This is a genomic window from Streptomyces sp. NPDC028722, from assembly GCF_040637655.1.
GTDB lineage: Bacteria > Actinomycetota > Actinomycetes > Streptomycetales > Streptomycetaceae > Streptomyces.
Genome location: NZ_JBEZWU010000029.1, coordinates 79,485 through 100,755, shown reverse-complemented (window position 1 = coordinate 100,755; position 21,271 = coordinate 79,485). Strand labels below are relative to the sequence as shown.

Genomic DNA, 21,271 nt, shown 5'->3' with positions numbered 1-21,271 from the left:
GCGCAGAGGCCCTCCCCTCCGCCCGGGTTCGGGCGGAGGGGCGGGCCGGGGTGGCCGGTTCGGCCGGGGTCAGCAGCCCAGCAGGCGGCTGGCCAGGTAGCCCTCGATCTGGTCGAGGGAGACGCGCTCCTGCTTCATGGTGTCCCGCTCGCGCACGGTCACCGCGTTGTCCTCGAGCGTGTCGAAGTCGACGGTCACGCAGTACGGCGTACCGATCTCGTCCTGGCGGCGGTAGCGGCGGCCGATGGCGCCCGCGTCGTCGAACTCGATGTTCCAGTTCTGCCGCAGGGCCTGGGCGAGACCCTTGGCCTTCGGGGACAGCTCCGGGTTGCGCGACAGCGGGAGGACGGCGACCTTCACCGGGGCGAGCCGGTGGTCGAGGCGCAGCACCGTCCGCTTCTCCATCTTGCCCTTGGCGTTGGGCGCCTCGTCCTCGACGTAGGCGTCGAGCAGGAAGGCCAGCATGGTGCGGCCGACGCCCGCCGCGGGCTCGATGACGTACGGCGTCCAGCGCTCGCCGGCCTCCTGGTCGAAGTAGGAGAGGTCCTGGCCGGAGGCCTTGGAGTGGGCGCCGAGGTCGTAGTCGGTGCGGTTGGCGACACCCTCGAGCTCGCCCCACTCCGAGCCGCCGAACTGGAAGCGGTACTCGATGTCGGCGGTGCGCTTGGAGTAGTGGGAGAGCTTCTCCTTCGGGTGCTCGTACCAGCGCATGTTCTCCTCACGCAGGCCCAGCCCGGTGTACCAGCCCCAGCGCTGCTCCATCCAGTACTCCTGCCACTGCTCGTCCTCGCCCGGCTTGACGAAGAACTCCATCTCCATCTGCTCGAACTCGCGGGTGCGGAAGATGAAGTTGCCAGGAGTGATCTCGTTGCGGAAGGACTTGCCCATCTGGGCGATGCCGAACGGCGGCTTGCGGCGCGCAGTGGTCTGCACCTGGGCGAAGTTGGTGAAGATGCCCTGGGCGGTCTCGGGGCGCAGGTAGGCGACGGAGCCGGAGTCCTGGGTCGGGCCGAGGTGGGTGGAGAGCAGGCCGGAGAACTGCTTGGGCTCGGTGAACTGGCCCTTGTTGCCGCAGTTCGGACAGTTGATGTCCGCCAGGCCGTTCGCCGGGGCGTGGCCCTTCTTCTCCTCGTACGACTCTTCCAGGTGGTCGGCACGGAACCGCTTGTGGCACGAGGTGCACTCGGTCAGCGGGTCCGTGAAGGTGGCGACGTGACCGGAGGCGACCCAGACCTCGGGGGCCAGGATGACGGACGAGTCGATACCGACCACGTCCTCGCGCGACGTCACCATGTAGCGCCACCACTGGCGCTTGATGTTCTCCTTCAGCTCGACACCCAGCGGTCCGTAGTCCCAGGCGGCACGCTGTCCGCCGTAGATCTCACTGCACGGGAAAACGAAGCCACGGCGCTTGCTCAGGCTGACGATGGTGTCGATCTTGTCGGCGGCCACGGTGCTCTCTTCATTACGACGACGGGCGTTGAAGCGAGATGCTTCCAGCGAATGATTCAGGTTACCGGCGCATGCTCCCCCACGACCAAATCGGCCCCCGTGAAGACCATCTGGTGAGCGTAGTTGACAACGGTTTCCATGTTTGTTGAAAATGACTGTCATGAACGTACGACGACGCCTCATACCCGCCGCCGCGGCCACCGCGGTCGCCGCCCTCGCGGCCGGCACGCTGTCCGGCTGCTCCGGCGGCACGGCGGTCGTGGCCAACACCAGCAAGTTCGACGTCGTCGCGTCGTTCTACCCGATGACCTTCCTCGCCGAGCGGATCGGCGGGAAGCACGTCCGCGTCACCACGCTCACCTCCCCCGGCCAGGAGCCGCACGACCTGGAGATCAGCCCCCGGCAGATCGCCCAGCTCGAGGAGTCCGACGCCGTCCTCTACCTGAGCGGCCTCCAGCCCTCCGTCGACGAGGCGGTGGCCCAGTCCCCGGTCGGCACCAAGATCGACGCGGCCGGCCTGACCACGCTGGAGGAGCACGGCACCGAGGTCGGCGGCCACGCGGCCGGGCACGACAGCCACCAGGACGGCGAGAGGGCGGGCAAGGACCCGCACATCTGGCTCGACCCGGTGAAGTACGCCCAGGTCGCCGAGGGCGTCGGCAGGGCCTTCGAGAAGGCCGACCCCCGGCACGCGGCCGACTACCGCAAGAACACCGCGACCCTGACCGGCGAGCTGGGCGCCCTGGACTCCCGGTTCCGGCAGAGCCTCGCGCACACCCGGAGCAAGGTCTTCCTCACCACGCACGCCGCGTTCGGCTACCTCGCCGAGCGCTACGGTCTCATCGAGGAGGCCGTCAACGGCCTCGACCCCGAGTCCGAGCCGAGCGCCGCGCGCGTGAAGGACCTGGAGCGCACGGCCCGGGCCGACGGTGTCAGCACCGTCTTCTACGAGACGCTCGTCAGTGACAGGACCGCCCGGACCCTCGCCCACGACACGGGCCTGCGGACCGACGTCCTCGACCCGCTCGAAGGCATCACCGGCAAATCCCGCGGCAAGGACTACCTCGCCGTCCAGCAGGCCAACCTCGAGGCGCTCCGCCGGGCGCTGGGCGCCAAGTGACCGGCACGGAAGGCAGGATCATGCGAGAGCCCGTCATAGCCCTGCGCGGCGTGACCGCCGAACTCGGCGCGCGTCCCGTGCTGCGGGGCATCGAACTCACCGTCGGCCGCGGCGAGGTCGTCGCGCTGCTCGGCGCGAACGGCTCCGGCAAGTCGACGGCGATCCGCACCGTCATCGGCCAGGTGCCGGTCAGCGGCGGCACGGTCGAACTGTTCGGCACCCCCCGCCGGTCCTTCCGCGACTGGGCGCGCGTCGGCTACGTACCGCAGCGCACCACGGCCGCGGGCGGCGTCCCGGCGACCGTGACCGAGATCGTCTCCTCGGGCCGGCTGTCCCGCACCCGCTTCGGCGTCTTCCGCAAGGCGGACCGGCAGGCCGTGCGGCGGGCCCTGGAGCTGGTCGGCATGGCCGACCGCGCCAAGGACTCCGTCGACGCCCTCTCCGGCGGCCAGCACCAGCGGGTGCTGATCGCCCGCGCACTGGTCTCCGAGCCCGAACTGCTGATCATGGACGAGCCGATGGCGGGCGTCGACCTGGCCAGCCAGGAGGTGCTGGCACGGACGCTGCGGCAGCAGGTCGAGGCCGGTACGACGGTCCTGCTGGTCCTGCACGAACTGGGCCCGCTGGAGCCCCTGATCGACCGGGCGGTCGTCCTGCGGGACGGCTGCGTGCTGCACGACGGCCCGCCGCCCCGCGCGGTCGGCCAGCACGCGCTGCCCGGTCACGACCACGTACACCCGCACGCACCGGCGGGCACCGAACCGATCCGCACGGGACTGCTGAGCTGATGGAATTCCTGGACTACGCCTTCATGCAGCGGGCGCTGCTCGCGGCCGTGCTGGTCGGCATCACCGCGCCCGCGGTCGGCATCTACCTGGTCCAGCGCCGCCAGGCGCTGATGGGCGACGGCATCGGGCACGTGGCCATGACCGGCGTCGGCCTGGGCTTCCTGCTGTCCACGTCCCCGGTGTGGATGGCGACGGCGGTCTCGGTGCTCGGCGCGGTGCTGATGGAGCTGATCCGCTGGTACGGCAGGACCCGCGGCGACATCGCCCTGGCCATGCTGTTCTACGGCGGCATGGCCGGCGGCGTGATGCTGATCAACCTCGCGCCGGGCGGCTCCAACGCCAACCTGACCTCGTACCTGTTCGGCTCGCTGTCCACGGTGTCGCCGTCCGACGTGCGGGCGATCTGCGTCCTGGCCGCCTTCGTGCTGCTGGTCACGCTGGGCCTGCGCCGCCAGTTGTTCGCGGTCAGCCAGGACGAGGAGTTCGCGCGGGTCACGGGCCTGCCGGTGCGCGCGCTGAACCTGCTGACGGCGGTCACCGCGGCGGTGACCGTCACGGTGGCCATGCGGGTCGTGGGCCTGCTGCTGGTGTCCGCGCTGATGGTGGTGCCCGTGGCGGCGGCGCAGCAGCTCAGCCGCAGCTTCACCGTCACGCTGGTGATCGCGGTGGCGATCGGGGTGGCCGTGACCGTCAGCGGCACGGTCACCTCCTACTACCAGGACGTCCCGCCGGGCGCCACGATCGTCCTCCTGACCATCGCCGCGTTCGTCGCGCTGACCGCCCTGGCCACCCCGCTGGCCCGGCGACGCGCCCGCGCGGCAGCGGCGGCCCAGCCCGCGGGCGACCCGGCGGAGTGCTCGATTCCGGTCGCGCGGGGCGCCGGGGACCAGGTCGGCGCCTGACCACTGCCGGTGCGGACTGGCACAATGGCCCGGCAGACGCCAGACGTGAGGAGGCAACCGGTGACCACCGCTGGACCGCCCGTTAAGGGCCGCGCGACCCGCCAGCGTGCAGCCGTGGCGGCGGCCCTGGACGAGGTCGACGAGTTCCGCAGCGCGCAGGAACTGCACGACATGCTCAAGCACAAGGGCGACTCGGTCGGGCTCACCACCGTCTACCGCACCCTCCAGAACCTCGCCGAGGCCGGCGAGGTCGACGTCCTGCGCACCTCCGACGGCGAGTCCGTCTACCGCCGCTGCTCCACCGGCGAGCACCACCACCACCTGGTCTGCCGCGCCTGCGGCAGGGCGGTGGAGGTGGAGGGCCCGGCGGTCGAGAAGTGGGCGGAGGCGATCGCCGCGGAACACGGGTACGTGAACGTGGCGCACACGGTGGAGATCTTCGGCACGTGCGCCGACTGCGCGGCGGGCTGAGCGGCTCCCGGCCGGTCGCTCAGTCCCGGCCGAAGCAGCGCTCCAGTTCGTCCAGGTCGTAGAAGCTGCTGTTCCTGGCCACGGGACGGCAGCCGGCCTTGAACGCCGTCTCCTTCTCGTTGTAGAGCATGCGGACCAGGTAGCGGTCGCCCTTCTGGAACACGTCCCACTGGATGTTCGCGCCCAGCGGGGAGACCGAGGCACCGCGCCACGGGTTGCCGGCGTACGTGTACGGCTCCCCCGGCGTCGCCGGCCGGGTGCTGCCCGGCAGGCCCATCAGCGCGGCCAGCGGGACGACCTCCTCGGCGTGGGTGAAGCGCAGCTCGGCCCCGAGGTCGCTGGTGCCGGCGCGCTTGGCCTCGACCTGCTCGAAGAGGTCGTCGAGCAGGACGCCGGCCATCTTGTAGGTGATGTCGCTGTCCGAGAAGCCGGGGCCCTTCTCGTAGAAGTCCTCCGCGTCGCCGAGGTAGCCGAACCAGGCCGCGTCCGAGCGGGAGATGTACCGCTCCAGGCCCCAGCCCGCGCCGTCCGGGCTCTCCTCGCTCATCGCGGGGGCGATGGCGTACAGGTTGTAGACGGCCTGGGCGGCGCCGGTCCGGTCGGTGATCTGCGCGACGAAGGAGTCCGTGAAGATCTTCCGCAGGACGCTGCCGGCGGCCTGCCGCGTCCGGTCCTGGCCGGTGATGCCGTCGAGGGTGTCCTTCAGACGCTGGTCGTGGGCGAGGTAGTCGCGGTAGGCCGCGCCGCCCGCCGCCTTGTGGAAGTACAGCAGGTCCTTGTCGGTGCGGGTCGGCCCGATCAGCGGCTTCAGCTCGGGGTCGGCCTCGGCGAGGACGCCGGCGAAGACGTTGCCGCTGTCCACGGCCCGGCCCTGGCCGGAGCTGACGACGTCGATCTTCTCGCCGTCGTGGGCGATCTTCGCGAACAGCGACGGCAGCCGCTTCTCCATGCGGGCGGCCGTCTCCGCCAGCTCCTGCCGGCCGCGCCCGCTGAGGTTGCCGTAGCCGGTCTTCGCCATCGCGGCGAGCAGGGCCCGCACCCGGGGCCCGAACTCCTCGCCCTTGCGCGTGAGTCGCCCCTGCGCCTCGGCCTTGTCCCACAGCGCGAGGATGAGGTCCCCGTCCTCGCTGTCGGTGGCGGTGCGCGAGCCGTGCCGGGAGACGTTCTCGGTGAGGACGGGGACGAAGCCGGCCGGGGGCTTCTGGTAGTCGCGCGGGTTCTGCCGGGGCGCGTACGGCGCCTTGGTGCCGTAGCTCTCGCGGTGCGCGGGGCCGTCGGCGGCGTGCGCGGGCAGGGCGGTGAGCAGCAGGGCGCCGAGTGCGAGGCCAGGGGTGACACGTCTCATGATCCACATTTTCGGCGGCCCTGGTGAACTCCCGGTGGCTACGAGGTGGAGTCACCCTTCATGGCGGCCTCCATGGCGATGAGTTCCTCGTTCGGGACGGCACCGCCGAAACGCCGGTCGCGGGAGGCGAACTCGACGCAGGCCCGCCACAGGTCACGGCGGTCGAAGTCGGGCCACAGCACGTCCTGGAAGACCATCTCGGCGTACGCGCTCTGCCAGAGCAGGTAGTTGGAGGTGCGCTGTTCACCGCTCGGGCGCAGGAACAGGTCGACGTCCGGCATGTCCGGGTAGTACAGGTACTTCTGGATGGTCTTCTCGCTGACCTTGGACGGGTCCAGCCGGCCGGCCTTCACGTCCTCGGCGAGGGCCTTCGCCGCGTCGGCCAGCTCGGCCCGGCCGCCGTAGTTCATGCAGAAGTACAGGGTGAGCAGGTCGTTGTCCTTGGTCTGCTCCTGGGCGACCTGGAGTTCCTTGGCGACCGACTTCCACAGCCTGGGCATCCGGCCCACCCAGCGCACCCGGATGCCGAGCGAGTCGAGCTGGTCGCGGGTCCGGCGGATGAAGTCGCGGTTGAAGTTCATCAGGAAGCGGACCTCGTCGGGCGACCGCTTCCAGTTCTCGGTGGAGAAGGCGTACAGGGAGATGTTGCGCACACCGACCTCGATGGAGCCCTGGAGCACGTCCAGCACCCGCTCGGCGCCGACCTTGTGCCCCTCGGTGCGCGGCAGCCCACGCTCCTTCGCCCACCGCCCGTTGCCGTCCATGACGATCGCGACGTGCTCCGGGACCAGCTCGGCCGGCAGCTTCGGCGGGCGGGCACCGGACGGATGCGGCTCCGGCGCCGTGTACTCGCGCCGCTGGCGCCCCAGGAACCCGCGTACGACCATGTGCTTCTCGTCTCCTCGACCGTGGACTACTTCTCTACGTACCGCAGGGAGCGCAGCCCGCGCTCCAGATGCCAGTGCAGGTAGGCGGACACCAGTCCGCTGCCCTCGCGGACGTACCGCGCCTCGCACGCGTCCGCCGTCTCCCAGTCTCCCGTAAGCAGCGCCCCCAGCAGAATCAGGGTCTGCGGGGACGGTACGACGCTGCCGGGCACCCGGCAGTCGACGCAGACGGAGCCGCCCGAGGCCACGGAGAAGAACCGGTTCGGGCCGGGCATGCCGCACCGCGCGCAGTCACCGAAGCTGGGCGCGTACCCGTTGACGGCGAGGGAGCGCAACAGGAAGGCGTCGAGGACGAGGTGGGGGGCGTGCTCGCCGCGGGCGAGCGTCCGCAGGGCCCCGACCAGCAGCAGGTACTGCTGCACGGCCGGCTCCCCCTCGTGGTCCGTGAACCGCTCGGCCGTCTCCAGCATGGCGGTGCCCGCCGTGTACCGCGCGTAGTCGGTGACGATCCCCCCGCCGTACGGCGCGATCGTCTCGCTCTGGGTGCACAGCGGCAGCCCGCGCCCGATCAGCTCGCTCCCCCGCGCGAAGAACTGCACGTCCACGTGGGAGAACGGCTCCAGCCGGGCCCCGAACTTCGACTTGGTGCGCCGCACCCCGCGCGCCACGGCCCGCACGCGCCCGTGCCCGCGGGTGAGCAGGGTGATGATCCGGTCCGCCTCACCCAGCTTCTGGGTGCGCAGCACGATGCCGTCGTCGCGGAACAGACTCATGCCACCATTCTCGCCCATGCGGGAAGCGGCCCGGAGACACCGGGCCCCCTCCCCTGGCCTCTGGGGGCGAGCGTTGGCTCCAGCACGGTGGATACCTCGCGGTGGCGACGATCTCACGCCTGGCTGCCTTCCGGTCAACAGCTGGTGAGATCGCGCCAGAACGAAACACTCCGGTGCTGTGCAATTCCTGCGCCTGGTACTTCTTTGGAGGCTTCACACCGGTGAGATGTTTCCTGGAAGAGGGGGTTCCATGAAGAGGAGTCCGTCCTGGCGGGCACGAATACGTACAGCTGCTGTGATGCTCCCCGCCTTACTGGCCCCGCTGATCACACCACTTGGGGCCGCCCATGCCGACGGCGGCAAGACCGCGCAATTGGAGACCTACGCGCTACCACTCGTCGGCAAAGCCCCGAATCTGAGAGAGATCAGACAGCCCGGCGGCCTCCGCAGGCTTCAGCACATGGGTGCCCTGCGAAATTCAAAGCCGCTCTTGCCACGTGAGACGGTCGGCCCCGCCAAGTCCTATGCGCCGTTGTCCGTCACGGACTCCGCACAGGCCACGATCCGGGAGTCACATGCCCCCGCCGCGGGGGCCGGCCCAGCAGTGAGCCTGCCTGAGCCGTCCCATTCCATGACGCCCATCGAGTGCATTCGTGGGCTCGGAACGGCGCAGTTCTACCTCAAGTCACGTTTCGCGGTGTGCTCGGGATCCCTTCTCAGCCAGGTCTGGCTGGTGAACGGCGAGCCTGTGGGAACGAGCAGTTTCGACGTACTGGCGATCGGGACCATCCCCAAAGCCAGCCGCACCATCACCGTCACGTACTACTTCACGGCCTTCACCGCAGCCGGTACCAACGGAGCACCTGGCCTGGGCATCGTCACCAACGGAAGAGTCACGAAGAGCTGGCCCTCCTCGGTCACCTACACCCGGGGCGGTGTGGCAATGCCCGTCACCAGGACCTGGGCACAACTGCTGGAGAACGGGAGCTTCAAGCACACCGTCACCGCCAAAGCGGGTCAGGGAAGCACCGGCATGAAGGCCGACACCGTCTTCTCGGTCTACCAACCGACCATCGACCTCGAAGCCCCACCTGGCTGGGCCCTCACCAGCCCGGGGAAGCACGACCTGTTCATGTTGCCGCCGCGCTGGGACAAGGCCGGTTACCTTCCCAACGCCGCCAAGGGCTCCGCCGCGTGGAGCGTCCTGGCCACGCTGCAATACAGCACTAAAGCAAAGGCGCCGGAGCGGGGCGTGGCACTTCACATTCAGAAGGCTTTCACCAAACCGTCCAGCACGCTGCCGCCCAGCACAAGGAAGCACTTCCCGGGCCGGACTGCCGACGATCCGCTTACACGTCTGTACTGGGATGCGAAGCGCCGAAAGGAGAACTACAACCGTTCTGTCTACAACTGTAAGAAGTACTACGGAGCCGGTTACTCGAAGGGCGGCACCAGGGAGTGCGACGAGTTCCCCTTCCAAAGCACCTATGAGGGGGCCGCGCAATCAAAATACGACCACCGGGCAGAGCCGAACAATTTCAGTGTGATGCCGGTCAAGAAGGGGGAGAACGGCGCGGCCGGGATCCTGCTGGCGCAGTTCTACGACAAGAACCGCATTCTTGACGGACCGGACGACGGTTTCACTGTAAAGATCGTGTCCTGACGGATCGTGCACGCACCCGGCGGGCACGGTTCGCGCACCCCGTGAACCGCGCCCGCCGAACCGCTAGCCCTCAGGCCAGAACTGGGCCACGTACCGCTCCACTCCCTCCACGGCGCCTTCCTCGGCCAGCGCGGCAAGTGCTTCCCGGCCCGCGCACACCACCCGCACGGACCACTTCCCCGGACCATCCGACAGGGGAATCAGCTCCGGCATCGGGCCACCGGTGATCGACCTTGCCCGCAGCTCCCCCGACGAGCAGGAGAGGCCGGTTGTCGCGCTCTCCTCCCAGGCACCGGACGGGACGGGAGGCTCGGCATCCCAGACCTCGACAATGAGGTCAGCGGTGTGGGTATGACCCGCACTCACGAAATCAAGACGCCCAGGGTGAGCGGAAAGGAACACACCCCGCTCGAAGTCTTCAGGGAACCCAACCGGCACGTGCCGATCATCGGCATCCTCCAGCGCGAAGCCACCGTGATCGACTTCCACCGGGTACTGCCGACGGCTGACCAGCTCAGCCACGTCTCCTCCTCGTAGTGCACACACTGGGGTCCCCAGCATGGCCGATCGAGGCTACGCCGGCCTCGCGTTTCCGCGAACGGCCGATGGCGTGCGGTCGGGCGGGACGCCCCTCAGGACCGGGCCGGCCGAGGTGAGCTCGGCAGCCCTGACACCGTGGCGGAAGAGCTAGATGTTCTGTCCGGAGAGTTTGTGGACGGTGACAGGGCTCACGGCTGATTGATCTCGAAATGGGTGAGGGCCTTTTTCTGGCCTGGCGCGTATTGCGCCATCTGCACCGGCGGCAGAAAGGCCTTCGTGCCCCACCGTGATGCACCCCTGACGGAGACCGGCCGTCTGCGTCCGGCCCGCTGCGTGGCCGAAGACTGCCCCCCAGACGCGCCGCGCAACGTTTTCAGGTCTCGCCGACCACGGCCCGGCGCTGGGCCGAGCGCTACCGGCAGTCCGGCGAAGCCGGCATGAGCGACCGCTTTCAGCCGTCCGCGCACCAGCCCACGCCGGACGCGCACCTGCCCGCCCGGGGCGACGTCACCGGCAAGCGCGTCCTCGAACTCGGCTGCGGCACCGGCCAGTAGTCCGGGCGCTCGCCGCCGAGGGCGCCACTGTGGTCGGGCTCGACCTGTCCGAAGCCCGACTCGCCGCAGCGGCCCGGGCGATGGGAGCCGCTGCTACCCGCGACCTCATCGAGCCGCGGCCCGAACGCGGAACACCCAACGGCTACGACGAAACCGACCCACCCGACTGGGCACACCGCTGGCCGGCGGAACTGCTCTGGGTGATCCACAGACCGTAAGTCTGTGTCGGCGCGGCGCCCGGCCCCGGCGGCCCGCGTCGCATCGTCGGCCCGAACCGGCGGTCGAGCAGCCGGTGCAAGGCCGAAGACTGCGGGTACCCGCTGCCTTGGCACGACGCACGCAAGCTCACAGGAGGTACCCATGGGCAAGCTGGGTGACATGGCCGACAAGGCCAAGGAGATGGCGAAGAGCCACCCGGACCAGGCCGACAAGGGCGTCGCGGGCGCCGAGCGCATGGTCGACGAACGCACGGGCGACAAGTACGACGCCCAGACCGACAAGGCTGCGGACGCGGTGCGCCGTTCCTATGACGGCGACGGGACGACCGAGCGGTAACTCCGAGACCATGCGCGACGAGGGTCCCCGGCGCGTGGCGCCGGGGACCCTCGGTGTCCGCCGACTACGCCGCTGCCGGCACAGCGATCGGCTTCGTCGCGGGCAATGCCTTCGCCACCGGCTGCACGTACCTGAGCGGCGGAACGCCGGCGATTCCCTGCACGGTCGGTGGGTTGGCGGTCGGGCAGGCCACGGAAGCCGCCCATGAAGACACCACCAGAGAACCTGGACCTCAAGGGGAGGAAGTTGTCGTGCGACTGTCCGCTGATCAAACCGTACTGGCCTACAAGGGGATGGATGGCGTCCCGCTCTGGGTCCTGTTCGGCATCGCCATCCTCGGTTTCATCGCCTTCGGAGTCGCACAAGCCCGTAAGAGGAAGTAGACCCTGAGACGCTGCGTCCACCACCCGTCTCGAACTGCGTCCACGTCGATACCCGCGCCGCACCAGTCAAGGAGTCGAAATGGAAGAGCGCGGAGCTTCGTTCGATGCTCTTATGTACGGCGGGGCGCTGCGCGAGTGGTGGTCCGGTGTCATCGTGATCGCGGTATTCCTGATTTTCGCAGTCGTGTGGCGAATCCGTAACAGGTGAATCGTATGAAGCGGGGTCCCCTGCGGACGATCACAGCGTCTCTCCGCGACTGCGCGCGTTGGCGTACGCCGTCGCCGCGCTCAGCCGCTCGGCCGTGGTCGCCCCCCGCAGCGTCTCCGGCTCGGCGTCCCACTCCCGGCCCCCGCCGTAGGGCCGCACCTGTACGTACGGCCCCTCATACCCCATGACGACGCCGACCCGGCCGGTACGCGTGTCGACCACATGGCTGCCGGCGGGAGGCTTCACCGCGCCACCCCCGGGGACGCGGTCAGGGCGGCCGTGAGGCTCCGCGCGGTCTCCACCGAGCAGCGGCCCAGCTCCACCAGCGGGCAAGGCACCTCTCTCGCCAGACTCACCGGGTCGAGTCCCAGCGACGGGAGAACGACCCCGGCCTTCTCGAGCGCCACCCGCAGTTCCCGCAATGTCTCCTCCGCCTCTTCGAGAGCCTTCACTCTGATCCCCTGCCCTTCCCTGTTTCACGCTTCGTGCACCAAGAGTCACGTTCCGCATCTACACTCGGCAATCGCCCGCGCCCTGCAAACGCGTGGCAGCCTCGCCTATACGGAGACCTCGTTCTCAGGGACGTTGATGGACGATCCGGCTGTGGTGAAGCGGGCACAGCGCGCATACGATCTGCTCAGGGTCGCCGCGCTGTCGCTGGAGGCGTCCCTCTCCCTGGTCGAGTCGGCGGCTGAGGATGACAGACGATGCAGCAGTACGACCTGAGCAACGCCAGCTGGTGCAAGAGCAGTTACAGCAACGGTGAGGGCGGCAGTTGCGTCGAGGTGGCCGACGGCGTCCCTTGTGTCGTGCCCGTCCGGGACAGCAAGGTGGCCGACGGGGCCGTGCTGGTGGTCGGGGCCCCGGCCTGGGCGCGGCTCGTCGGCGCCCTGACGGCCTGAGCGCACCGGCTCACCGGCCCGGTCGCCGGCCGGCTACGCCATCGGCCCGGCCTCCGGCGGCTGGGCCATTCGTGTGTGCCGTCTTGACCGCCTCCACAGCCCCTCTTATGGTCGCGCTACCGATCGGACGTAGGACGTAGGACGTCGCATCTCCCGCCCCCTCCCCACCGACTTGCTGGAGGACCCGTGCGCGACGACGTGATTCCCGGTGTACCGGCGCCGCGCCGCCGGTCGTTCCTGAGGGGCGCCGGAGCGCTGGGGGCGGGCGCCACGCTGGCCGCCTGCTCCGGCGGGCCGCAGTCCACGAACGACACCGGGCACGGTGGCAGCGGCAAGGAGCGGACGCTGACCGCCGTGATCGGGTACGGCAACGACGGCAGCTGGGACCCGACGCAGACGGCTTCGGCGTTCGCGATGGCCGCCAACAACCACATTTACGAGGGCCTGTTGGACACCGACCCGATCACCCGGGTGCCATATCCCGCCCTGGCCACCGAGGTGCCGAAGGATCCGGGTGCCACCCGCTGGCGGTTCGCGCTGCGGCCGGGCGCAACCTTCCACGACGGCAGGCCCGTCACCGCCGACGACGTCGTGTTCGTCTTCGACCGCATCCTGGACCCGCACACCGAGACCCTCGCCAAGGGGTTCTTCGCCGGCTGGCTGGACAGCGCGAGGAAGATCGACGCGCGCACGGTCGAGCTGGTGCTCAGGTTCCCGTTCCCCGACGGGCTCGCCAGGCTCACCCTCGCCAAGATCATGCCGAAGCACGTCTTCTCCCGGCCCGGTGCCTGGGACGAGGCGGTCAGGGGGCTGGCCGTCGGCTCGGGACCGTACCGGCAGACCGCGCACCACCCGAAGTCCAACACCACCTTCGAGGCGTTCGCCGCCTACAACGGCCCCCGCAAGCCCGCCTTCAAGCGCATGAACTGGCTCACCATCGTGGACGCGGCCTCGCGCGTCGCGAAGATCTCGGGGACCGACGCCGGTGCCCAGATCGCCGACAACGTCCCCTACGCCAACATCCCGCGCCTGGAGCAGAGCGGTCTGAAGGTCGCGGGCGGCGCCGGGATGAACAACCTCTTCCTGATGTTCAACACCCGGCACAAGCCCTTCGACGACGTGCGGGTCCGCCAGGCGCTGCACTACGCCATCGACGGCGAGAAGATGGTGCGGGTGGCGCTCAAGGGGCACGGGAAACCCGCGTCCTCCTTCCTCGACGAGGGCAACCCCGGCTACCGGCCGGCGAAAACCGTCTACGGATACGACCCGGCGAGGGCGAAGGCGCTGCTGAAGGCCGCCGGGGTGAAGAACCTCGAGGTGGAGATCCTCGCCGTCAACGTCAGCTGGATCGTCGACTGCCTGCCCACCGTCAAGGCCTCGTGGGACGCCGTCGGCGTGGCGACCACCCTCGCCCCGCAGGAGACCACGGCCGTCTTCACCAAGATGGACCAGAAGCGGGACTACCAGGTCGTCGCCGCCGCCTCCAACCCCAACCAGTTCGGGCTCGACGCGGACCTGATCATGCACTACAACTACGGCCCCCGGAACCTCTGGATGCGCTACACCCGGTGGGCCGACGACCCCGTCGCCCGGCAGCTGTTCAAGGACATGGACCGGGCGACCCGGGAACCCGACCCGGCGAAGAAGAAGGCCATGGTCCAGGACTACATCGACGTGGTCGCCGAACAGGCCGTGCTGTACCCGGTGGTGCACAACGAGCTGATGACGGCCTGGGACCCGCACAGGCTCACCGGGATACGGGCCCAGCCGTACCCGGGCGTCAACCTCCTGCGCGCCCGGTGGGTCTGACGGCATGACGGCCGTCGTACGCATCCTGCTCCGCCGGATCGTCCTGCTCGTACCGCTGCTCCTCGGCATCGTGCTGTTCGTCTTCCTGGTGATGCGGTTCTCGGACGCCGACCCCGCGTCCGCGTTCTTCCAGGGCGCCAATCCGACCCCCCGGCAGCTGCACGACTTCCGGGAACGCAACGGGCTGCTGGACCCGCTGCCCGTGCGCTACGTCCACTTCGTCGGCGACCTGCTCCACGGGGACCTCGGCACCAGCGCCCTCACCCGCGCCCCGGTGGCCGACCAGGTCACCACCGCGCTGCCGCTCACCCTCCAGCTGACCTTCCTCGGTCTGGCACTCGCGGTCGTGGTGGCGCTCGTGGGCGGGGTGACCGCGGCCGTGTACCGGGACCGGGTGCCGGACCAGGTCATCCGCGTCGTCTCGCTGGTCGGGGTGGCGGCGCCGGGCTTCTGGCTGGCGCTGCTGATGATCCAGTACCTGGCCGTCGACCGGGGCTGGTTCCCGACCGGCGGCTACGTCAACCCCGCCGACTCCGTCACCGGCTGGCTGCGGACCATGACCCTGCCCGCCGTCGCGCTGTCCCTGCCGGTGGCCGCGCAGCTGACCCGGATCGTGCGGACGTCGGTCGTGGAGGAGCTGGACAAGGACTACGTGCGCACCGCGATCGGCAGCGGACTGCCGCCCCGGGTGGTGGTCGGCCGGAACGTCCTCAGGAACGCGCTGGTCAACCCGCTGACCGTGCTGGGGCTGCGCGTCGGCTACCTCCTCGGCGGCGCCGTCGTCATCGAGACGATCTTCTCCCTGCCCGGCATGGGCAAGCTGATGATCGACGCCGTGCAGAACGGTGACCCGGCCGTCGTGCAGGGGGTCGTCCTGACCACCGCCACCGGGTTCGTCGTCGTCAACCTCGTCATCGACCTCCTGTACCTGCTGGTCAACCCACGTCTGAGGGCGGGCTGATGATCACGCGCGCGGCTCTCACCGAGCGGCTCTCCCGGCCCGGCGTCCGGCTGCGCGGCTTACGCCGGCTGCCGCTGTCGTCGAAGGCGGCCGTCTGCTTCCTGGCGCTGGTCGTCCTGGTCGCCGTACTGGCTCCGCTGCTCGCCCCGCACGACCCGCTGGACCAGCAGGACCCGGCCGGCGGCACCGGGCAGCCGTCCGCCGCGCACTGGATGGGGCAGGACAGTCTGGGCCGGGACATCCTGAGCCGGCTCATGTACGGCGCCCGGTGGTCCCTCGCCATCGGCCTGGGCGCCACCGGGCTCGCCCTGGTCGCCGGGGCCCTGCTCGGGGCGCTCGCCGCCACCTCCCGCCGGTCCGTCGACGAGACGCTGATGCGCTGCCTCGACGTGGTGATGGCGTTCCCCGGCATCGCCCTCGCGGCCGTGCTCGTCGCCGTGTTCGGCGGCGGCATCGGCGTGCTGATCTGCGCCCTCGCCTTCCTGTTCACCCCGCCGGTGGCCCGCGTCGTCCGCGCCAACGTCCTCGACCAGTACGGCGAGGACTACGTCACCGCCGAGCGGGTCATCGGCGCCCGCACCCCGCACATCGTGCTGCGGCACGTGGCCGTCAACTGCGCCGCCCCGGTGCTGGTGTTCTGCACCGTCCAGGTCGCCGAGGCCATCGTGTTCGAGGCGTCGCTGTCCTTCATCGGCGCGGGCGTACGGCCCCCCGACCCGTCCTGGGGCAGTGTCATCGCCGACGGCAAGAACATGGTGCTGACCGGCGGCTGGTGGGCCACCGTCTTCCCCGGGCTGCTCATCCTGCTCACCGTGCTGTCGCTGAACATCCTGTCCGAGGGCGTCTCCGACGCCTGGGCGGCGCCCGCACCGCGCGAGGTCGCTACGCCGCCGGACCGGCTGGAGGCACCCGAGCCCGGCAGCGGCGAGGTGCTCCCGCTGCCCGGCCTGGCCGAAGCCGCCCGCCGGCTGCGCTCCCGGGCCCGGCCGCTGCCCTCCCGCGACGGGCAGCCGGTGCTCGCCGTGGAGAACCTCACCATCGGCTTCCCCGGCCGGCACGCGGGCGTGGACATCGTGGCCGGGGTCGGCTTCGAGGTGTACGTCGGTGAGGTGCTGGGCCTGGTCGGCGAGTCGGGCTGCGGGAAGTCGCTGACCGCGCTCACCGTCATGGGCCTCCAGCCCGCGGGGGCGCGGGTGCGGGGCCAGGTGCGGTTCCGGCAGCGGGACCTGCTCACCGAACCGGCGCGGGCCCGGCGGCGGCTGCTCGGCCACGAGATGGCCATGGTCCACCAGGACGCCCTGTCCGCGCTGAACCCCGCCATGACCGTCCGCGCCCAGCTCGCCCAGCTGGTCCGGCGCGGGGGCCGCCGCGCCCCCCGCGAGCTGCTGGCACTGGTCGGCCTCGACCCGGAACGCACCCTGCGCAGCTACCCGCACGAACTGTCCGGCGGACAGCGCCAGCGCGTCCTCATCGCCATGGCCCTCTCCCGCGAGCCGGGCCTGATCGTCGCCGACGAACCCACGACGGCCCTGGACGTCACCGTGCAGGCCCAGATCATGGAACTGCTGCTGCGGCTGCGCGGGGAACTGGGCTTCGCGCTGCTCCTGGTCTCGCACGACCTGGCGCTCGTCGCCGACGTCACCGACCGGGTGGTGGTCATGTACGGCGGGCAGATCGTGGAGAGCGGGGTGACCTCCGCCCTGGTGGCCGCGCCGGCCCACCACTACACGCGCGGCCTGCTCGCCGCCGTCCTGTCGCTGGAGTCCGCCGAGGAGCGGCTGGCACAGATCAAGGGCGTCGTACCTTCCCCCGCCGGCTTCCCCGCGGGCTGCCGGTTCGCCGACCGCTGCCCGCTCGCCGGCGAGGTGTGCCGGACGGCCGCCCCGGTCCTCACGGGCACCCCCGCGCACACGGCCGCCTGCCACCACCCGGCGGTGGACCTGACGTCGGCGCAGAGCGAGGAGGCCCGCCCGTGACCGCTGTCGTCGAGGTACGGGACGCGCACGTCGTCCACCGGGCGCGCGGCGGCGGACTGTTCCGGCGCGACCGGGTGCACGCGCTGACCGGCGCCACCCTGCGCGTCGGCGCCGGTGAGACGGTCGGCGTGGTCGGCGAGTCGGGATGCGGGAAGTCGACGCTGGCGAAGGTGCTCGTGGGCGTCGAACGGCCCGTACGCGGGACGGTCTCGTTCCGGGACCGGGACCTGTGGACGATGCCGCCCGCCGAACGCCGGGCCACGGTCGGCGCGGGCGTCGGCATGGTCTTCCAGGACCCGTCGACGGCCCTGAACCGGCGGCTGACCGTCCGCCGGGTCCTGCGCGACCCGCTGGACGTCCACGCACGCGGCACCCGGGCCGAACGGGAGGAGCGGGTACGGGAGCTGATGGGTCTGGTGGGCCTGCCCGGGGCCCTCGCCGACGCCGTGCCCGGCCAGCTGTCCGGCGGGCAGCGCCAGCGCGTCGCGATCGCCCGCGCCCTGGCCCTGGACCCGGCCCTGCTCGTCGCCGACGAACCGACCAGCGCCCTGGACGTCTCGGTCCGCGCGCAGATCCTCAACCTGCTGCTCGACCTGCGCGAACGCCTCGGTCTCGCCCTGGTGTTCGTCTCCCACGACATCCAGACGGTACGGCGGATGAGCGACCGGGTGATCACCATGTACCTCGGCCGGATCGTGGAGGAGACCCCGGCCGGCCGCGTCACCGACGGCGCCCGGCACCCGTACACCCGCGCCCTGTTCTCGGCCACGCCCGGCCTGCTGGACCCCGTCGAACCGATCCCGCTGACCGGGCCGGTGCCCTCGGCGACCCGGCCGCCGAGCGGCTGCCCGTTCCGCACCCGCTGCTGGAAGGCGGACGCGGTGTGCGCCGAGGCCATGCCGGACTTCACGGCCGCGTCGCACCCCGGGCACCGCTACCGCTGCCACCATCCTGTGGAGGAGGACCAGCCGACCCGCGACCCCGCTCGCCAGGAGCCCCGATGACCTTCCCCGCCCCGCTCACCGGTGTCGTCCCGCCCGTCTGCACGCCCCTGACACCCGGGCGCGAGGTGGACGTGCCCTCGCTGCTGCGCCTGGTCGGCCATCTCGTGGAGGGCGGGGTGCACGGGCTGTTCCTGCTCGGCTCCACGTCGGAGGCGGCCTTCCTGACGGACGCGCAGCGCCGCCAGGTGGTGGCGGCCGTGACGGCCCACGTGGCCGGACAGCTGCCCGTCCTCGCGGGCGCCATCGACATGACCACCCCACGGGTGCTCGAACACGTGGCGGCGGTCACCGCGGCCGGCGCGCAGGCCGTCGTCGTCACCGCGCCCTTCTACGCCCGCACCCACCCCGCGGAGATCGTCCACCACTACCGCCGGATCGCCGCCGCCAGCACCGTCCCGGTGATCGCCTACGACATCCCCGCCGCCGTGCACACCAAGCTCCCCGCCGAGTTGCTGCTGGGGCTCGCCGGGGACGGGGTGCTGGCCGGGGTCAAGGACTCCAGCGGGGACCTGGCGGCCTTCCGGGAGGTCGTCACCGGCGCCCGCGCCCACCCCGGGTTCGGCGTGCTGACCGGCTCCGAGCTGATCACCGACGCGGCGCTGGCGCTGGGCGCCGACGGGGCCGTGCCGGGGCTGGCCAACGTCGACCCGCACGGCTACGTCCGCCTGTACCGGCTGTGCCGGGCCGGTGACACGGAGGGCGCCCGGGCCGAACAGGAGCGGCTGTGCGCGCTGTTCGGGCTGACCGGCGTCGGGGATCCGGCGCGGATGGGCGGCAGCTCGTCGGCGCTGGGCGCGTTCAAGGCCGCATTGCATCTGCGGGGCGTCATCGACTGCCCGGTGACGGCCGAGCCGCAGGTGCCGCTGTCCGGCGCGGAGGTCGAGCGGGTCGGCAGGTTCCTGGCGGCGGCCGGACTGCTCGGGCGCGGCTCTCAGGGCAGCGCCGGCCTGCGGAACACCAGCGACTCGTACGGGCTCTGACCGCCGGTCTCGTACAGGACGCCGACCGTGCCGGGGCCGAGCTGGACCAGGTCCGAGTAGGCGGCCGGCCGGTCCGAGAGGGTGAGCAGCCGGGTGAAGGTGTGACCGGCGTCCGTACTGGACCACAGGGCCGGGGCGCGGCGGGCGGTCGGCACCGAGGGCGCGGAGAACAGCAGCGGGCCGCCGGGGCCGGTCAGCCGCAGGACGCTGCCCTGGACCACCGGGACGTCGTCCAGGGTCGGCTGGACGGCGTAGGGGCGGTCCAGGGTGCGCCCGCCGTCGGACGAGTAGCTGTCCAGGCGGTTGCCGGGCGCGGTGCCGTCCTGGTCCCGCGAGCTGAGGTACAGACGGCCGTCGGCCAGCTCGGCGGCGCTGGTCTCGTCGGCGTTGGTCACGCCGTCGTAGCCGGCGTCCACGAAGCCCAGGTGCCAGGTGCGGCCGGAGTCGTCGCTGTAGAGGGCGTGACCGCCGTGGTAGCGGGGCTCCTGGCCGGTGTCGGGGGAACCGGCGGGCGGGGCGGCGGAGTGGTTGGCGGGGACCAGCAGGCGGCCGGCGTGCGGGCCGTGGGTGAGGGCGAGGGCGTGGCCGGGGCCGGTGGCGTACCAGCGCCAGTCCGGGCGCGTCACCCCGGCCGTGATGTCCCGCGGGGCCGTGAAGCTCCGGCCGTCGTCCCGGCTGCGCTGCACGAACACCCGGCGGCCCCGCTCCGGGGGGACCTCGCCGCGCGTGATCTGCGCCTGGGTGACGGCCCCGCTGTTGCCGCAGGTCAGCAGGACGATGTCGCCGGTGCGGGCGTCGACCACCGGCGCCGGGTTGCCCCGGGTGTCACCCCGCCCGGCGGCCACGACCGCCTGCGGGCCCCAGGTGCAGCCGCCGTCGGCGGAACGGCGCAGGACGACGTCGATGTCGCCGCTGTCCCCCGCCCCGTCCCGCCGCCCCTCGGCGAAGGCCAGTACGGTGCCCTGCCGGGTGATGACGGTGGCGGGAATCCGGTAGGCGGCGTAACCGCCCCGCCCGGAGACATAGGGCACGGAGGCAGCACAGCCGCCGGGCGAGGCGTACGCGGGCACCGGCACGGCGGCCAGGCCGAAAAGCCCCACCCCGACGAGAATCCAGCGGCACAGTGCGATCACCCCCTGATCCTCCCCGCCCGCACCGGCCCACCCCCACCCCGCGAACCCGAACGAACGACGACCGGCCGGGTGCCGGGGGCCGGGCCGGCGCCCGACGCCGGGGTTCGACCTCCGCCGGGCCGCCCGGCGTCCGGGCCGCTGTCAGGACGGGGTGCGGGCCGCTGTCAGGAGGCGGGTCACGTCGTCGGCGCAGATGGTGAGGGCCGCGCCCACCGTGGCGAGGGCGTCGCGTTCGGCCGGGGTGTAGGGGCCGTCGGCGAGGGCGATGCGGGCGGCCTGGACGAGGAGTGCCTCGCGGCCGGCGGGGGCCAGGTGCGGGGCGAGCGGGCCGAGGGCCTCGTGCAGCTCTATGGTCAGGCTCGCGCTGCCCGGCTGCTCGAAGAACCGGCCGGTGTCGGCGGCGAGGGCGTCGACGAGGGCGGCCAGCTGGTCCTCCGTGCAGTCGGTGAAGCCGGCGGCGCGGACGGCGGTGGCGGCCGCCTCCAGGGCCGTACGGGAGCCGGTGCCGCCCGCGGCGAGCACGGCGAGGGCGACGGTGTGCACGGCGTCGCGGAGCATCGCGGAGAAGCGGCGGGTGGTGGGGTGGTCCAGGACGTCGGTGCCGAAGTGCCGGCGGCAGGCCGCGCACTCCACGACCGGCCCGGTCGCCCCGCGCGGCAGCACGGGCACGCCCAGCAGGGTGAGGCGGCGACGGCCGGTGAGCCGCTGGTAGTTGCGGTCACCTCCGCAGCCGGGGCAGTAGAAGTCGCCGTCCCCGGCGGGGGTCCACGCGGTGCGGGTGCCCAGGATGCGCGCAGCCCTGGCGGCACGGCCGTCTCGTCCCCGTACTGGCAGCACGTCGCACCTCCGTAACCGCACGGCAACA

23 protein-coding genes and 2 pseudogenes are annotated in these 21,271 nt (G+C 71.4%); 16 read left to right on the top strand and 9 right to left on the bottom strand.

Annotation, left to right across the window (positions count from 1 at the left end; translation table 11 throughout):
- Nucleotides 1-69: 69 nt before the first annotated feature.
- A complete protein-coding gene (locus AB0F03_RS32005) occupies nucleotides 70-1,452 on the bottom strand; it encodes a glycine--tRNA ligase (protein ID WP_361998348.1) in 1,383 nt (460 codons plus the stop codon).
- A gap of 160 nt (nucleotides 1,453-1,612) precedes the next feature.
- Between AB0F03_RS32005 and AB0F03_RS32000 the strand changes: the two genes are divergently transcribed.
- From AB0F03_RS32000 to AB0F03_RS31985, 4 genes are read left to right on the top strand one after another with little or no spacing between them, the layout of a single operon-like run.
- Entirely contained in the window at nucleotides 1,613-2,572 is a 960-nt protein-coding gene (locus tag AB0F03_RS32000) for a metal ABC transporter substrate-binding protein (protein ID WP_361998345.1), read from the top strand.
- A gap of 20 nt (nucleotides 2,573-2,592) precedes the next feature.
- Nucleotides 2,593-3,360, top strand: coding sequence for a metal ABC transporter ATP-binding protein (locus tag AB0F03_RS31995; RefSeq protein WP_361998342.1), 768 nt, complete (start codon nucleotides 2,593-2,595; stop codon nucleotides 3,358-3,360).
- Nucleotides 3,360-4,262, top strand: a complete 903-nt coding sequence (locus AB0F03_RS31990) for a metal ABC transporter permease (RefSeq protein WP_361998339.1) — start codon at nucleotides 3,360-3,362, stop codon at nucleotides 4,260-4,262. Before AB0F03_RS31995 ends, AB0F03_RS31990 begins: the two co-directional genes overlap by 1 nt.
- A gap of 60 nt (nucleotides 4,263-4,322) precedes the next feature.
- The gene (locus AB0F03_RS31985; RefSeq protein WP_121788903.1) at nucleotides 4,323-4,733 is read left to right on the top strand and encodes a transcriptional repressor; all 411 of its coding nucleotides are present in this window, start codon (nucleotides 4,323-4,325) and stop codon (nucleotides 4,731-4,733) included.
- Nucleotides 4,734-4,752: 19 nt separating this feature from the next.
- Here the strand turns inward: AB0F03_RS31985 and AB0F03_RS31980 are convergent, their stop codons facing one another.
- Genes AB0F03_RS31980 through recO form a run of 3 tightly spaced genes read right to left on the bottom strand, consistent with a single transcriptional unit; the run spans nucleotide 4,753 to nucleotide 7,738 of the window.
- Nucleotides 4,753-6,078 (bottom strand): histidine-type phosphatase, encoded by a 1,326-nt coding sequence (locus AB0F03_RS31980; protein WP_361998336.1) that lies wholly within the window; start codon nucleotides 6,076-6,078, stop codon nucleotides 4,753-4,755.
- Nucleotides 6,079-6,116: 38 nt separating this feature from the next.
- Nucleotides 6,117-6,965, bottom strand: coding sequence for an isoprenyl transferase (locus tag AB0F03_RS31975; protein WP_361998333.1), 849 nt, complete (start codon nucleotides 6,963-6,965; stop codon nucleotides 6,117-6,119).
- 26 nt (nucleotides 6,966-6,991) lie between these two features.
- Nucleotides 6,992-7,738 carry a DNA repair protein RecO gene (recO, locus tag AB0F03_RS31970; RefSeq protein ID WP_361998330.1) on the bottom strand — a complete coding sequence of 249 codons (747 nt, stop codon included), beginning with the start codon at nucleotides 7,736-7,738 and terminating at the stop codon, nucleotides 6,992-6,994.
- A 298-nt stretch (nucleotides 7,739-8,036) separates the two neighbouring features.
- Here recO and AB0F03_RS31965 point away from each other — a divergent pair, with 298 nt between their 5' ends.
- A complete protein-coding gene (locus AB0F03_RS31965) occupies nucleotides 8,037-9,401 on the top strand; it encodes a hypothetical protein (RefSeq protein WP_361998327.1) in 1,365 nt (454 codons plus the stop codon).
- 63 nt (nucleotides 9,402-9,464) lie between these two features.
- Here AB0F03_RS31965 and AB0F03_RS31960 read toward each other — a convergent pair whose 3' ends face one another.
- Entirely contained in the window at nucleotides 9,465-9,923 is a 459-nt protein-coding gene (locus AB0F03_RS31960) for a hypothetical protein (protein WP_361998326.1), read from the bottom strand.
- A gap of 294 nt (nucleotides 9,924-10,217) precedes the next feature.
- Between AB0F03_RS31960 and AB0F03_RS31955 the strand changes: the two are divergent.
- From AB0F03_RS31955 to AB0F03_RS31940, 4 genes and pseudogenes are all read left to right on the top strand, one after another.
- A pseudogene (locus tag AB0F03_RS31955) lies at nucleotides 10,218-10,390 on the top strand (helix-turn-helix domain-containing protein); the annotation flags it as partial.
- 465 nt (nucleotides 10,391-10,855) lie between these two features.
- Nucleotides 10,856-11,050 (top strand): antitoxin, encoded by a 195-nt coding sequence (locus AB0F03_RS31950; RefSeq protein WP_361998323.1) that lies wholly within the window; start codon nucleotides 10,856-10,858, stop codon nucleotides 11,048-11,050.
- 53 nt (nucleotides 11,051-11,103) lie between these two features.
- Nucleotides 11,104-11,433, top strand: a complete 330-nt coding sequence (locus AB0F03_RS31945) for a hypothetical protein (RefSeq protein WP_361998322.1) — start codon at nucleotides 11,104-11,106, stop codon at nucleotides 11,431-11,433.
- 79 nt (nucleotides 11,434-11,512) lie between these two features.
- Nucleotides 11,513-11,641: a hypothetical protein gene (locus AB0F03_RS31940; RefSeq protein ID WP_361998319.1), complete on the top strand. Its 129-nt coding sequence runs from the start codon at nucleotides 11,513-11,515 to the stop codon at nucleotides 11,639-11,641.
- Nucleotides 11,642-11,671: 30 nt separating this feature from the next.
- Here AB0F03_RS31940 and AB0F03_RS31935 read toward each other — a convergent pair whose 3' ends face one another.
- Both AB0F03_RS31935 and AB0F03_RS31930 read right to left on the bottom strand, forming a co-directional pair.
- Nucleotides 11,672-11,887 (bottom strand): hypothetical protein, encoded by a 216-nt coding sequence (locus AB0F03_RS31935; protein WP_361998316.1) that lies wholly within the window; start codon nucleotides 11,885-11,887, stop codon nucleotides 11,672-11,674.
- Nucleotides 11,884-12,093 carry a hypothetical protein gene (locus AB0F03_RS31930; RefSeq protein WP_361998313.1) on the bottom strand — a complete coding sequence of 70 codons (210 nt, stop codon included), beginning with the start codon at nucleotides 12,091-12,093 and terminating at the stop codon, nucleotides 11,884-11,886. Before AB0F03_RS31930 ends, AB0F03_RS31935 begins: the two co-directional genes overlap by 4 nt.
- Nucleotides 12,094-12,154: 61 nt before the next feature.
- Here AB0F03_RS31930 and AB0F03_RS31925 point away from each other — a divergent pair.
- The 7 genes and pseudogenes from AB0F03_RS31925 to AB0F03_RS31895 all read left to right on the top strand — a co-directional run.
- Nucleotides 12,155-12,367, top strand: a pseudogene (locus AB0F03_RS31925) (Scr1 family TA system antitoxin-like transcriptional regulator); the annotation flags it as partial.
- A complete protein-coding gene (locus AB0F03_RS31920; RefSeq protein ID WP_361998310.1) occupies nucleotides 12,349-12,543 on the top strand; it encodes a DUF397 domain-containing protein in 195 nt (64 codons plus the stop codon). The pseudogene AB0F03_RS31925 and the gene AB0F03_RS31920, both read left to right, overlap by 19 nt.
- 186 nt (nucleotides 12,544-12,729) lie before the next feature.
- On the top strand, nucleotides 12,730-14,352 hold the full coding sequence (locus tag AB0F03_RS31915; protein WP_361998307.1) for an ABC transporter substrate-binding protein: 1,623 nt from the start codon (nucleotides 12,730-12,732) through the stop codon (nucleotides 14,350-14,352).
- A 4-nt stretch (nucleotides 14,353-14,356) separates the two neighbouring features.
- Entirely contained in the window at nucleotides 14,357-15,313 is a 957-nt protein-coding gene (locus AB0F03_RS31910; protein ID WP_361998305.1) for an ABC transporter permease, read from the top strand.
- The gene (locus AB0F03_RS31905) at nucleotides 15,313-17,289 is read left to right on the top strand and encodes a dipeptide/oligopeptide/nickel ABC transporter permease/ATP-binding protein (RefSeq protein ID WP_361998302.1); all 1,977 of its coding nucleotides are present in this window, start codon (nucleotides 15,313-15,315) and stop codon (nucleotides 17,287-17,289) included. The genes AB0F03_RS31910 and AB0F03_RS31905 overlap by 1 nt, the downstream gene beginning before the upstream one ends.
- The gene (locus AB0F03_RS31900; RefSeq protein ID WP_361998300.1) at nucleotides 17,286-18,293 is read left to right on the top strand and encodes an ABC transporter ATP-binding protein; all 1,008 of its coding nucleotides are present in this window, start codon (nucleotides 17,286-17,288) and stop codon (nucleotides 18,291-18,293) included. Before AB0F03_RS31905 ends, AB0F03_RS31900 begins: the two co-directional genes overlap by 4 nt.
- Nucleotides 18,290-19,273 (top strand): dihydrodipicolinate synthase family protein, encoded by a 984-nt coding sequence (locus tag AB0F03_RS31895; RefSeq protein WP_361998298.1) that lies wholly within the window; start codon nucleotides 18,290-18,292, stop codon nucleotides 19,271-19,273. Before AB0F03_RS31900 ends, AB0F03_RS31895 begins: the two co-directional genes overlap by 4 nt.
- Here the strand turns inward: AB0F03_RS31895 and AB0F03_RS31890 are convergent.
- Together AB0F03_RS31890 and AB0F03_RS31885 are read right to left on the bottom strand one after the other, a co-directional pair.
- The gene (locus tag AB0F03_RS31890) at nucleotides 19,225-20,373 is read right to left on the bottom strand and encodes a sialidase family protein (protein ID WP_361998375.1); all 1,149 of its coding nucleotides are present in this window, start codon (nucleotides 20,371-20,373) and stop codon (nucleotides 19,225-19,227) included. The genes AB0F03_RS31895 and AB0F03_RS31890 overlap by 49 nt on opposite strands.
- Before the next feature lie 174 nt (nucleotides 20,374-20,547).
- Complete coding sequence (locus AB0F03_RS31885; RefSeq protein WP_361998295.1) at nucleotides 20,548-21,243, bottom strand: TerB family tellurite resistance protein; 696 nt, start codon at nucleotides 21,241-21,243, stop codon at nucleotides 20,548-20,550.
- Nucleotides 21,244-21,271 lie beyond the last annotated feature (28 nt).